Genomic DNA, 13141 nt, shown 5'->3' with positions numbered 1-13141 from the left:
CCGGACCGCCCCGACCCCGGCGCGGGCCGGACCGCCCCGACCCCGGTGCTCCGAGCCCGGTTGTCCGGAGCATCCGATCACCCCTGGCACGGTGTGTGCCCGAGCCGAACGCCTGGTCCGGACACGCCCCGGGCTGCGCCGCGGCCGGGGCGGAACTCCGTCGACAGGTCCCAGGGCCTAGGCTCAGGACCAGAGCACCCCGGAACGGTGACAAGGAGTGACCGTCACTGTTCCGGCAGCGGCAGGGCAGTGGCAGGGCAGCAGCACCGCAGCGGCACCGCCGCAGCAGGGCAGTACCAGCAGGGCAGTACCAGCAGGGCAGTGGCAGCGACGACCGCGGGAGGCGGCGGGATGACGGTCCCGGGACGCAGGAGCAGCACCTTCATCCGGCTGCTCCGCAGCGGTTTCACCGACCCCTCGGCCGCCGCCCGGCTGCTCGACACCGACGCACTGGCGGCCGTACGCACCGACCCGGTGCTCCTCGACGCCCTCGGCGCGACCGCCGACCCCGACCTCGCCCTCCTCGGGCTCGTCCGGCTCGCCGAGGCGCAGCCGGACGGCGAGCTACCCGGGCTCCTCGACACCCTCGTCAGCGCCAAGCCGCTGCGCGACCGCCTCCTCGGCGTGCTGGGCGCCTCCGAGGCCCTCGGCGACCACCTCGCCCGCCACCCCCGCGACTGGCTCAGCCTCATCACCTACGAGGCCGCCGACCTGCACCCCGGACTTCCCGAGTTCGAACGCGGGCTCGCGGACGCGCACGACCCCGTCGCCCTGCGCGTCGCCTACCGCCGCTGCCTGATCTCCATCGCCGCCCGCGACGTCTGCGGCACCATCGACGTCGCCCAGACCGCCGCCGAGCTCGCCGACCTCGCCACCGCCACCCTCCGCGCGGCCCTGCGGATCGCCTGCGCCGCCGCCCCCGAGGATGCCGCCCTGTGCCGGCTCTCCGTCATCGCGATGGGCAAGTGCGGCGGCAACGAGCTGAACTACGTCTCCGACGTCGACGTCATCTTCGTCGGGGACTCGGCCCCCGGCGCCGACGAGGCCAAGGCCCTCCAGGCCGCCACCCGCCTGGCCTCCCACCTCATGCGGATCTGCTCGGAGACCACCGTCGAGGGCACCATCTGGCCCGTCGACGCCAACCTCCGCCCCGAGGGCCGCAACGGGCCCCTCGTCCGCACCCTCTCCTCCCACCTGGCCTACTACCAGCGGTGGGCCAAGACCTGGGAGTTCCAGGCCCTCCTCAAGGCCCGCGCCGTGGCCGGCGACGAGGCCCTGGGCGCCGAGTACATCGCCGCCATAAGCCCGCTGGTCTGGCAGGCCGCCGAACGCGAGAACTTCGTCGCCGACGTCCAGAAGATGCGCCGCCGCGTCGTCGACAACATTCCCGCCGCCCATGTCGACCGCGAGCTCAAGCTCGGCCCCGGCGGTCTGCGCGACGTCGAGTTCGCCGTCCAGCTCCTCCAGCTCGTGCACGGCCGCAGCGACGCCACCCTGCACTCCGGCACCACCCTCGACGCCCTCCACGCCCTCGCCGCCGGCGGCTACGTCGGCCGCGCCGACGCCGCCCAACTGCACGACGCGTACCGCTTCCTGCGCGCCATGGAGCACCGCATCCAGCTCTACCGGCTGCGCCGCACCCACCTCGTCCCCGAGGACGAGAACGACCTGCGGCGCCTCGGCCGCTCCATGGGCCTGCGCACCGAACCCGTCGCCGAGCTCAACAAGGCCTGGCGCCGGCACGCCTCCGTGGTCCGCCGCCTGCACGAGAAGCTCTTCTACCGGCCGCTGCTCGACGCCGTCGCCCAGCTCACCCCCGGCGAGACCCGGCTCTCCCCGCGCGCCGCCGGCCAGCGCCTCGAAGCCCTCGGCTATGCCGACCCGGCCTCCGCCCTGCGCCACCTCGAAGCCCTCGCCTCCGGCGTCACCCGCAAGGCCGCCATCCAGCGCACCCTGCTCCCCGTCATGCTCGGCTGGTTCGCCGACTCCGCCGACCCGGACGCCGGCCTGCTGAACTTCCGCAAGGTCTCCGACGCCCTCGGCAAGACCCCCTGGTACCTGCGCCTGCTGCGCGACGAGGGCGCCGCCGCCGAGAACCTCGCCCGCGTCCTGTCCGCCGGACGCCTCGCCCCCGACCTGCTGATGCGCGCCCCCGAGGCCGTGGCCCTGCTCGGCGACCCCGAAGGCCTGCAGCCCCGTACGAACGAGGCCCTCCAGCAGGAGGTCCTGGCCGCCGTCGGCCGCGCCGAGAACCCCGAGGCCGCCGTCGCCGTCGCCCGCGGAGTGCGCCGCCGGGAGCTGTTCCGCACCACCGCGGCCGACATCATCGGCTCGTACGGTACGGAGGACAACCCGGCCGAGGAGGACCACGGAGCCCTCGTGGACCGGGTCGGCGGTGCCGTCTCCGACCTCACCGCCGCCACCGTCGCCGGGGCCCTGCGCGCCGCCGTCCAGAGCCACTACGGCGACACGCTGCCCACCCGCTTCGCCGTCATCGGCGTCGGCCGCTTCGGCGGCCACGAACTCGGCTACGGCTCCGACGCCGACGTCCTGTTCGTCCACGAACCCCGCGAGGGCGTCGACGAACAGGAGGCCGCCAAGGCCGCCCAGAACGTCGTCGCCGAAATGCGCAGGCTGCTCCAGCTGCCCACCACCGACCCGCCGCTGCTCATCGACGCCGATCTGCGCCCCGAAGGCCGCTCCGGCCCGCTGGTGCGCACGCTCTCCTCCTACGCCGCCTACTACCGGCGCTGGTCCCTGACCTGGGAGAGCCAGGCGCTGCTGCGCGCCGAACCGGTGGCGGGCGACGCCGACCTCGGAGCGCGGTTCATCGAGCTGATCGATCCGCTGCGCTACCCGATGGAGGGGCTCGGCGAGGACGCCGTACGGGAGATCCGCCGGCTCAAGGCCCGCATGGAGTCGGAGCGGCTGCCCCGCGGGGCCGACCCGACCCTGCACACCAAGCTCGGCCGCGGCGGCCTCAGCGACGTCGAGTGGACCGTCCAGCTGATCCAGATGCGGCACGCCTGGGCCGAACCGGGCCTGCGCACCACCCGTACCCGCGAGGCCCTCGCGGCCGCGCACGCGGCCGGGCTCATCCCGACCGAGGAGGCGCAGATCCTCGACGAGGCCTGGGTCCTGGCGACCCGGGTCCGCAACGCCGTGATGCTGGTGCGCGGCCGCGCCGGGGACACCTTTCCGACCGAGGCCCGCGAACTCGGGGCGGTGGGCCGCTACCTCGGATACGCCGAAGGCACGGCCGGGGAGATGCTCGACGACTATCGCCGCATCACCCGCCGTGCCCGGGCGGTGGTGGACGAACTCTTCTACGGCGCGTAGCCGGACGGCGCCCCGGGGGCGCGGAGTGCTGTTCAGGCTGTGACCGGAACGGACGGGCGGACCGCGGACCCTGAGTGGGTCCGCGGTCCGCGGTCCGTGGTTGGCGGTCCGTCGTGTCGGGACGGCGCCGGCGTCAGCGGGCCGTGCCGAAGGCCTGCGTCCAGTAGTTGCCGGGCTGCGCCAGGCCGATTCCGATCTCCTTGAAGGCGCAGTTCAGGATGTTCTCCCGGTGGCCCTGGCTGTTCATCCAGCCCTCCATGACCTTCTCGGGAGTGCTGTAGCCGTAGGCGACGTTCTCGCCGTACGTCCGCCACGTGTACCCGGCGCGGGTGATGCGCGTGCCCGGGTCCGAGCCGTCGGAGCCGGTGTGGGACATGTTGCTGTGGGAGGCCATGTCGGCGCTGTGGTCCTGCGCGGCCTTCGTGAGCTTCGCGTTCAGGGAGACGGCCGAGCATCCTGCGGCCGCGCGCTCCTGGTTGACGAGCGCGAGCACCTGGGCGACGGAGCCGGTGGCCGGCGGGGCGGCGGTCTTCGACGGCTGGGGCGCCTGCGGCTTCTCCGTCGCGACCGGCGGCTTCGCGGGCTTGGGCTGCGCGGGCGGGGTGGTCTCGACGACCGGCTGCGCGGGCGCGGCGGGGCTGCTGGGGGAGGCCTCGGAGGGGCTGCTGCTCGGCGTCTCGCTCGGGAGCGGTGCGTCCACGGGTGCCGGGGTGGTCGGCGCGGCCGACGGCGTCTGCTGCCACTGCCACGGGCGCTGCTGCTGGTGGCTCGCGGTCCGCGTCCGGCTGTTGCCGTCGTCCTGACCGTCGAAGCAGGCCATGGCGGCGGTGGGGACACCCACGATGGCGAGCGCGCCGACGCCGATGGCTATCTTCTTGTAGGACGACTTCTTCCGATGCTTCTGCATGCCTGACCTCATTCAGTGATCGCGAAGCTTCCGGCGCCGGAAGTGCAGGGCGCCGAAGAGGCCGCCATTCTTAAAAGCGCCTGAATGGCCTGGCAAGTTTCCGCTGATCACGAGCCCGGGGCGGTCGGCGCACGGCTTGAAACAGGACCGTGATCGTGCATCATCACGATTTGGTCACCCCCGCAACCGTCTGATGGGTGATCAGAAACGGCTGTGACCTGGCCGGTCGGGGGCGGGTGCATCGGTGCCGTGGATTCCGTTTCCGGCGGAGAGGGGAATGTCAATTCCAAAAGGGACAAATATCGAAATGTCGGAGGGTTAACGCTCCGTCAAGAAGGACTTCGACCAGCAGCCGTTGCGTGACGCATGTCACTGATTCCCGCCGGGCCGCCCGCCATCGCCCCCCGCCATCGCTCCCGGTGTAACTACCGCCGCTCCTGGGCCGCCGGCCGGTCGGCAGCCGCCGTCCGGCGGGCGGGCCGCGCGCGGGCCCGGGTCGGGGAGCCGCGGCACGGACGGCAACGGCCGTGCGTAGTGTGAGTCGAGGGCGTTCATCGAGAAGGTGCTGGGGGAGGCATGAGCCGCGTGAGAGGAATCGACGCGGCCACCGAGGCCGTACTCCGATACCGGCGGCCCGAGGCGTGGTGCTGGGAGCTCGTCGTCGAGGCCGTCTGTGACGGCATCCGCAGCCGCGGCACCTGGAACGCCGATCGCGCGCTGACCCAGGCCGGTCCTGCCCTTTCCGCGCATGCCGATCGGATCGCCGCCTCCCTCAAGAAGCGGCTCGGCCTCTTCGTCCGGGTCTCCCACCACGAGGTCGAGGCGGTCACGTTCGCCCTCGCCGGGATGGGCGACCTCCGGGCGCTGCCCGGACTGCAGCGGCTCGCGCAGGACCCACCGCTCACGTACAACCGCGCCCACGCACGCATCCTGGCCGCACTGCCCGCCGCGGAGCTGCTCCCCACCCTGCTGCCCGGCCTGCGGCGGGAGCCGGAGCAGTACCACACGAGTACCTCCATGCTGGAACTCCTCGCCGCCTGGGGCCCGGCCGCCGCGCCCGCCGTGCCCGAAGTGGTCCGGTACCTGGGGACGCCGTACGCCTACGACGCCCTGCGCGTCCTCGGCCGGATCGGCCCCGCGGCGGCCGTCGCCGCGAGCCGGCTGGCCTCGTACGCCACCGGGCGCCAGGGGCCGGGCCATCTCCGGCGGCGGGCCGCCTGGGCGCACTGGAGGGTGACCGGTGATCCCACCCTCGCCCTCGACGTGTGCGGGGTGGCGGTGCGGTCCGGGACGGCCGCCCACGGTCTGCCCTTCCTCGCCGGTCTCGGCCCGCTGGCCGCCGCCCACGCGGACGCCGTGCGCGGGCTGATGGAGTCGCCCGGTGCGTGGACCCGGGTCGCCGCCGCGCACGCGTACCGGCGGATCACCGGAGATCCGGAGCCCGCCGTACCGGTGCTGCTGGCGGAGGTCGATCCGGCCTGGACGGGACGGCCGGCCATGCCGGTGCTGGAGGCCGTCCGCCACCTCGGGGAGATCGGGGCGCCGGCCGCCGCCGCGGCACCCCTGCTGGGCTGGATCCTGGCGCAGGAGGAACGCCTCGGCCACCCCTTCGACAGCGTACGGATCCTGGCGGACACGGCCTACGTCCGCACCCTCACCGAGGCCCTGCAGCGGATCGCTCCGGGCGCGGCCGGTTCCGTACCGGCGCCGCCCTCGAAGGAGCTCGTGCCGGTGTCCTCGCCCGCGGCCGGGCCGGGGTTCCTCCGGAGACGGCTGCGCTGACCGCCTGCGCGACCGAACGGGCCCGGGCGGCAGGCACGTTGTCGGCATGGTGCAGGGTGGGGGCATGCTCATGGATCATCAGGAGTGCGACGTGGTCGTCACGGCCGTGGCCCCGGTGGGATGCGCCGTGGACGCGGACGGGCACGACGGTTTCATCGACCGGGCCAAACACCCCTCGTGGTGGGCGGACGTGCCACGCGCCGAGGTCGGAGACCGGATGCTCGCCGTGGTGCTGGACCCCACCAGGACACCGGCCCGGTTCAGTGCCCTGCCGGACGACGTCCGGATCGCCCGGAGCCTGCGCCACACCCAACCGCTGAGGCGGCTGTGTCCGCCGCCCGGCGAAGCCCGGAGCGTGGAGTGGGCCGTCGTGGAGGAGGCGATGGGCACCGCCCTGCCGGCCGACTACAAGCGACTCGTCGACACCTATGGGGGCGGGGTCTTCGCGGGAATGATCTGGCTGCTGGAACCGGACTGCCCGGAGAAGATGTACGACCTCTTCGCCCAGACCGCGGAGCGCGAGGAGAACCTCGCCGATTTCTGGGAGGCGGGCGAGGCCAAGCCGGCGGAACTCCTGGACGGCGACACCCGGCTGGTGCCCTGGGGGTACGCGGAGGGTTCGGGACACGTCCTGTACTGGCTGGTCCGGCCCGGGGTCGAGCCGGAGGAGTGGACGGTCATCCTCAACGAGGGCCGCGGCCCCCTCTGGGAGGCCCACCCGGCTTCGTGCAGCCAGTTCCTCCTCGAGGTGGTGGCCGGCACGACGACATCGCTCTACTTCAGCGACCACGACGACGACATCGACCCGGAGGACAGGTTCCGCTTCGTCCCCGGATCCCGGCCCCACGGCTGAACCGGCGCGCCGCCCGCCGCCCGCGGATAGGGTGCTCGGATGTTCACAGTTCGGCGCGCCGGCCCGTACGACGGGGACGTCCTCGGCGAGATCCACGCCGCGGCCTGGGAGGCGGCCTACGCCCCCTTCTTCGATCCCGGGTTCGCCGCAGACGGTGTCCGGAGCAGGCGGACGCGGTGGCACGAAAGGGTCGGGCAGGCGGACACCCCGATCCTGCTGGCCGAACACGAGGGTCGCCCGCTCGCGCTGACCGCCTTCCGGGCATCCGCGACCCGGCCGGGCCTTGCCGAGATCCTCTCCTTCTACACCCACCCCGACAGCTGGGGCAGCGGCATCGCGGCCGCGCTGATGACCGAGACCCTGCGCCACCTGCGCGACGGCGGGTTCGCTCGCACCCACCTGTGGACCCTGCGCGACACCCCGCGCTCCCGCCGCTTCTATACCAAGTGCGGCTTCACCGAGAGCGGCACCGTACGCCCCTTCGACTTCGGCGACGGGAATCCCCTCACCCAGGTCGAATACGAGCGGACGTGCTGACACCCCCGGACTCCCCGCTCGGCGTCGGCGCTGGTCGCCTCGGGTCGTACGGCAGTCTGCCGCGGTGGACGCGGTGCAACCGGGTCCGGCCGGCGGCGGATATGCGCTGGCGCGGAGCGCGCGGGCGCTGATTGGATGCCGGGATGAGCCAAGACCTCCCCGACGGTTACGAGATCTCCACCGACGCCGCCCGACTGGACGTCGGGCTCCTCCACCGGTGGCTGTCCGAGGACGCGTACTGGGCCCTCGGCCGCAGCCGGCAGAAGCAGGAGGACGCCATCGCGAACTCCTTGAACTTCGGCCTCTACGACCAGGCCTCCGGCGCGCAGCTCGCGTACGCCCGCATCGTCACCGACCGGTCCACCTTCGCGTGGCTCTGCGACGTGTACGTCGATCCGGGCGCCCGCGGCAAGGGGCTCGGCGGGGCCCTCGTCGACGCGGTGTGCGCGCACCTGGAGCCCTACGGGCTGCGCCGGGTCATGCTCGCCACCGCCGATGCGCACGCCGTCTACGCCCGGTCCGGCTTCGAGCCGCTGGCCACGCCCGAGAAGTGGATGGCCCTCGGGGAGCAGTAGCCGTCCTCCCGGCGCCGCGGGGGTTACGCCCGCCCGCGGACGCGGTTCAGCAGTTCCGACGCCGGGTGCGGACCCGCGTGCTCGGGGTGGCGGGGCAGGTGGTGGGCGAAGGACCCGTACCAGGAACGCGAGACCGTGTAGCCGAAGGCCAGGCAGAGCATGCCGCCCACGGCGTCGAGCCAGAAGTGGTTGGCGGTGGCCACGATGACGACGAGCGTCGCCGTCGGGTAGAGCAGGCCCAGGATCCGGGCCCAGGGGGCCGAGGCGACCGCGAAGATCGTCAGCCCGCACCAGAGCGACCACCCTATGTGCATGGACGGCATCGCTGCGTACTGGTTCGACATCTGCTTGAGGTTGCCCGAGGCCATGGAGCCCCAAGTGTGGTGGACCAGCACGGTGTCGATGAAGTTCTGCCCGTTCATCAGCCGGGGCGGCGCGAGCGGGTAGCAGTAGTAGCCGACCAGGGCCACGCCCGTGGTGGCGAAGAGGACCATGCGCGTGGCGGCGTACCGCCCGGGATGGAAACGGTAGATCCACACCAGCACGCCGATGGTCACGGCGAAGTGGAGCGTGGCGTAGTAGTAGTTCATGCCCACGATCAGCCACGTCACGGAGTTGACCGCGTGGTTGACCGACTCCTCGACGGCGATGCCGAGGGTCCGCTCCACGCCCCAGATCCAGTCGGCGTTGGCGAGGGCGGCCGCCTTCTGCTCGGGCACCGCGTTGCGGATCAGCGAGTAGATCCAGTAGCTGACCGCGATGAGCAGGACCTCGAACCAGATCCGAGGCCGGCGCGGGGCACGCAACCGGGACATCAGGGTGCGCTCGGACCCCGGGCGGGTCTCGGTCTCAGCCACCGTGGGTGATGAGACATCCGTCCGGGTTTCCAGTGTCTTCACGCTCGATTCACCCATGGGGAGAGAGTCTGCCAGATGCGTTCTCGCCTCCGATCATCCCTCGGGACGGTCTTCGGCGCCTCCGGTCCCCCTTGAGTACGACACCTCGACCCGGCGGCGTCAGTCTCCCACCTTCCCGGCGATGATCTGCTGGCCCCGCGTGGCATCGACGACGATGGGCACGCCGTCCGGAACCTGCCCTTCGAGGTCATCGAGCAGATCTGCGATCGGAGGGAGGGCGCCGGGGCTGCGCACGTGGACGTACAGGGTTCTGGACTGGGCGTCGACACTGGTGACGGCCGCGCCGGGGCTGTCCGAGAGCCACTTCTGCGCGGCGCTCCTGGTGCGCGCCGTCCACGCGTCCAGCAGGACGGTGGCCACCGTGTTGGCGGCCAGGGGCAGCACGACCGCGGCGAACAGCAGCCCAAGCATCACGTAGGCGCGCCGGGGAGCCCGCCGACCGCCGGGTCCGCCGTCGCGGCTGAACCCGAGGGCGGCGAAGACCACCATGCCCGCGAAGACCATCGACAGCAGGTTGGACAGGAACAGCACCAGCGCACCCAGCGCGAGCCACCACGCCTGCTGGCCGGCGCACACGCCCGTGACCACGAGCGGCGGCACCAGGGAGATCGCGATCGCCACCCCCGGCAGGACCGCGGCGACGTCCTTGCGGGACAGCGCCACCGCGCCGGCGAAACCCGTGGCCAGCGCGCCGACCAGGTCGAGCAGCCCGGGGGAGGTCCGGCTGGAGATCTGGCTGTCCGTCAGCAGGTCGTACGAGCCGGGCACCACCAGGGAGGCCACCGCGCCGATGGCGAGGACCAGCAGCCCGCCGAGCGCCACGAAGGCGGCGGCCGTGGAGCGGCGGCGCTGCACGGCGCCGAGGGCGATCCCCATGATCGGCGTGGACAGCGGCGCGATGATCATCGCGCCGATGACGGTGGCGGTGGAGTCCGTCAGGATCCCGCACGCGGCGATCACGGAGGACAGCGTGAGCATGGTCCAGAAGGCCGACTGCTTCGCCCGGTGGTCCCCCGACGACAGATCGAGATCCTGCTGGAGGTCCTCCAGGGAGCGGCGCTGATGGTCGGGCAGGATCCTGTCGCGGACACGGCCGGGCATGGGCATCTGCCCAGTATCGGGACCGGGACCGGTCCGCCCCCGCAGGGACACGTCCGTCGGCACGGGCCGCCAGGCCGTTCCTGCCGCGCCCGGACCGCCCGGCTGTCCCTGGACGGCTAGGCCGTCTCTTTCGGATCTTGTCGGCCGAGCCCGCGTTGCCCGGTGCCGTGCATCGCAAGGCGGAGGAGCTCCCCGCGTACTGGACGTACTCGGGAGCCCCGACAACACAGCGAGGTGCGGTGCCGGGCAACGCGGGCCCGGCAAGATCCGAAAGAGACGGCCTAGCTGTCCCTGCGGCGCTGGCCGGGGCCCGAGGCCGTGGAGCCGCGCACCACCAGTTCGGGCAGGAAGACGAACTCGCTGTGCGGGGCCGGCGTACCGCCGATCTCCTCCAGCAGGGTCCGGACGGCGGCCTGCCCCATCGCCAGCACGGGCTGCCGGATGGTGGTGAGCGGCGGATCGGTGAACGCTATGAGCGGGGAGTCGTCGAAGCCGACCACCGACACGTCCTGCGGCACCTTCAGCCCCAGCTGCCGGGCCGCCCGGATCGCACCGAGCGCCATCATGTCGCTCGCACACACCACCGCCGTGCAGCCCCGCGAGATCAGTGCGGCCGCGGCGGCCTGGCCGCCCTCCAGCGAGTAGAGGGAGTGCTGGATGAGCTCCTCGACCTCGGCCTCGCCGAGCCCGAGCCGCTCCTTCATCCCGAGCCGGAAGCCCTCGATCTTGCGGAGGACCGGCACGAACCGCTTCGGCCCGACCGCGAGCCCGATGCGGGTGTGCCCGAGCGCGGTGAGGTGGGTGACGGCGAGGACCATCGCGGCCCGGTCGTCGGGGGAGACGAAGGGGGCCTGCACCTTGTCGGAGAACCCGTTGATGAGGACGTAGGGAACGCCCTGCCCGCGGAGCTGGTCGTAACGGCCCATGTCGGCCGTGGTGTCGGCGTGCAGGCCGGAGACGAAGATGATCCCGGAGACCCCGCGGTCGACCAGCATCTCGGTCAGCTCGTCCTCCGTGGACCCGCCGGGCGTCTGCGTGGCCAGCACCGGCGTGTACCCCTGCCGGGTCAGGGCCTGGCCGATGACCTGGGCGAGTGCCGGGAAGATGGGGTTGTCCAGTTCCGGAGTTATCAGACCGACGAGCCCCGCACTGCGCTGGCGCAGCTTCACGGGCCGCTCGTAGCCGAGTACGTCGAGGGCGGCCAGCACGGATTCACGGGTGCCTGCGGCCACACCGGGCTTGCCGTTGAGCACGCGGCTGACTGTGGCTTCGCTGACCCCCGCCTGGGCTGCGATGTCGGCTAGCCGTGCGGTCACGGGATTGGACTGTACCGGTCGGACGTTCACGATGACCACCAGGTGCACGAATCCGGGGGAAGCCGGACGGTCCGGCCGTCCGTCTCCACCGGGGCGCTGGAAAGTACGGGACGTCCGGGCGCCGGAAGTTCGACCGGGACGGAGCGGCTGTTGAGGGTGCAGGCGAAGCCGGGGCGGGTGAAGAGGAGCACGCCCTCGGGGGCGGACTGCCAGCGCATCCCGCAGGGGTACGCGGCTTCGTCCTCCGGGCCGGCCCCCGCTCCGGGCCCGCTCTCCGCTCCGGGCCCGCTCCCGGCCTCGGGCGCGCCCAGGCCCGGCATCACCCGGCGCAGTTCCAGTGCGGCGCGGTAGAGCTCCAGGGTGGAGTGCGGGTCGCCGGTCTGGGCGGCGACGCTGAGGTCGCCCCAGCCGGCGGGCTGCGGGAGCCAGCTGCCCGTCGGCCCGAAGCCGTACGGGGGCTCCGCACCGGACCAGGGGAGCGGTACCCGGCACCCGTCGCGCAGTCCGTCCTGTCCGGCGGTGCGCAGGAAGGCGGGATCCTGGCGTGCCCCGTCCGGGAGGTCCACCACCTCCGGCAGGCCCAGCTCCTCGCCCTGGTAGATGTACGCGGACCCGGGCAGGGCCAGCATCAGCAGGGCGGCGGCCCGGGCCCGGGCCAGGCCGCGGGCCCCGCCGCCGTAGCGGGTCACATGGCGTACGACGTCGTGATTGGACAGCACCCAGGTGGTCGGGGCGCCGACGGCGGTGGTGGCGGCCAGGGACTCGTCGATGACGGTGCGCATCGCGGCGGGGTCCCACGGGCAATTGAGGAAGCGGAAGTTGAAGGCCTGGTGGAGCTCGTCGGGGCGCACGTACAGGGCGAGCCGCTCGGAGGTCGGCGCCCAGGCCTCGGCCACCCCGATGCGCCCGCCCCCGTAGGAGTCGAGGAGGCGGCGCCAGGAGCGGTGGATCTCGTGGACCCCGTCCTGGTCGAAGAAGGGGAGCGGCTCGGTGCCGATGAGGGTGGCCTGGGCGCCGCGGCCGATGTCCGGGAGGCCGGGGGCCTTGACCATGCCGTGGGCGACGTCGATGCGGAAGCCGTCGATGCCGAGGTCGAGCCAGAACCGCAGGACGGAGGCGAATTCCGCGGAGACCTCGGGACGGCTCCAGTCGAGGTCGGGCTGCTCGGGGGCGAAGAGGTGCAGGTACCAGTCTCCCCCGGCCTCCGGCCGGGAGGTGCCCCCATCGCCTGCCGGCGCCGCGACCCGGGTCCAGGCGGGGCCGCCGAAGATCGACTCCCAGTCGTTGGGCGGAAGCTCCCCGGCGGCGCCCCGGCCCGGCCGGAAGTGGTAGCGCTCACGGGCCCCCGGATCGCCGGCGAGCGCGGCCCGGAACCACGGGTGCTGCTCGGAGGTGTGGTTCGGGACCACGTCCACGATGACCCGCAGGCCCAGGGCGTGCGCGGCCCGGACGAGCTCGTCGGCGTCGGAGAGGTCACCGAAGAGGGGGTCGACGGCCCGGTAGTCGGCGACGTCGTAGCCGCCGTCCGCCTGCGGGGAGACGTAGAAGGGGGTGAGCCACACGGCGTCCACCCCGAGGCGGGCGAGGTGGGGGAGACGGGAGCGGACCCCGCGCAGGTCGCCGATGCCGTCCCCGTCGCTGTCGGCGAAGGAGCGTACGTACACCTGATAAATGACGGCATCGCGCCACCAGCCGCCACCGGTCGCGGTCACGTTGCTGGAAGATCTTGCAAGCTCGACGGCCGTCGCGTCATGGGTCATATCGGGGTCAACGCGGTTACACGCCCCCTGGTTGCGGGCCCGGACGGTCGAAGG

10 protein-coding genes are annotated in these 13141 nt (G+C 72.8%); 5 read left to right on the top strand and 5 right to left on the bottom strand.

Features of this window, described 5'->3' with window-relative positions; genetic code table 11:
* Positions 1-351: 351 nt before the first annotated feature.
* Positions 352-3339 carry a bifunctional [glutamine synthetase] adenylyltransferase/[glutamine synthetase]-adenylyl-L-tyrosine phosphorylase gene (locus OG753_RS14400; protein WP_405788665.1) on the top strand — a complete coding sequence of 996 codons (2988 nt, stop codon included), beginning with the start codon at positions 352-354 and terminating at the stop codon, positions 3337-3339.
* Between the two features lie 133 nt (positions 3340-3472).
* Here the strand turns inward: OG753_RS14400 and OG753_RS14395 are convergent, their stop codons facing one another.
* Positions 3473-4246 carry a CAP domain-containing protein gene (locus tag OG753_RS14395; RefSeq protein WP_405788664.1) on the bottom strand — a complete coding sequence of 258 codons (774 nt, stop codon included), beginning with the start codon at positions 4244-4246 and terminating at the stop codon, positions 3473-3475.
* Positions 4247-4822: 576 nt separating this feature from the next.
* Here OG753_RS14395 and OG753_RS14390 point away from each other — a divergent pair.
* The 4 genes from OG753_RS14390 (at position 4823) to OG753_RS14375 (ending at position 7993) form a co-directional block, all read left to right on the top strand.
* A complete protein-coding gene (locus tag OG753_RS14390; RefSeq protein WP_405788663.1) occupies positions 4823-6028 on the top strand; it encodes a hypothetical protein in 1206 nt (401 codons plus the stop codon).
* A gap of 64 nt (positions 6029-6092) precedes the next feature.
* Entirely contained in the window at positions 6093-6881 is a 789-nt protein-coding gene (locus tag OG753_RS14385; RefSeq protein ID WP_405788662.1) for an SMI1/KNR4 family protein, read from the top strand.
* A gap of 39 nt (positions 6882-6920) precedes the next feature.
* A complete protein-coding gene (locus tag OG753_RS14380; protein WP_327262190.1) occupies positions 6921-7418 on the top strand; it encodes a GNAT family N-acetyltransferase in 498 nt (165 codons plus the stop codon).
* 143 nt (positions 7419-7561) lie between these two features.
* Positions 7562-7993, top strand: coding sequence for a GNAT family N-acetyltransferase (locus tag OG753_RS14375; RefSeq protein ID WP_401680973.1), 432 nt, complete (start codon positions 7562-7564; stop codon positions 7991-7993).
* 23 nt (positions 7994-8016) lie between these two features.
* Here the strand turns inward: OG753_RS14375 and OG753_RS14370 are convergent, their stop codons facing one another.
* The 4 genes from OG753_RS14370 to OG753_RS14355 form a co-directional block, all read right to left on the bottom strand.
* Positions 8017-8907 carry a phosphatase PAP2 family protein gene (locus tag OG753_RS14370; protein WP_327262188.1) on the bottom strand — a complete coding sequence of 297 codons (891 nt, stop codon included), beginning with the start codon at positions 8905-8907 and terminating at the stop codon, positions 8017-8019.
* Positions 8908-9009: 102 nt separating this feature from the next.
* Positions 9010-10017, bottom strand: coding sequence for a DUF389 domain-containing protein (locus tag OG753_RS14365; protein ID WP_405788661.1), 1008 nt, complete (start codon positions 10015-10017; stop codon positions 9010-9012).
* A 275-nt stretch (positions 10018-10292) separates the two neighbouring features.
* Complete coding sequence (locus OG753_RS14360) at positions 10293-11327, bottom strand: LacI family DNA-binding transcriptional regulator (RefSeq protein ID WP_327262186.1); 1035 nt, start codon at positions 11325-11327, stop codon at positions 10293-10295.
* Positions 11328-11353: 26 nt separating this feature from the next.
* Positions 11354-13087 (bottom strand): glycoside hydrolase family 13 protein, encoded by a 1734-nt coding sequence (locus OG753_RS14355; RefSeq protein WP_327262185.1) that lies wholly within the window; start codon positions 13085-13087, stop codon positions 11354-11356.
* Between the last annotated feature and the right edge of the window lie 54 nt (positions 13088-13141).

The organism is Streptomyces sp. NBC_00029 (assembly GCF_045160505.1).
Classification (GTDB): domain Bacteria; phylum Actinomycetota; class Actinomycetes; order Streptomycetales; family Streptomycetaceae; genus Streptomyces.
The sequence above is the reverse complement of the archived record's forward strand: the minus strand, read 5'-3'. Positions and strand labels throughout refer to the sequence as shown.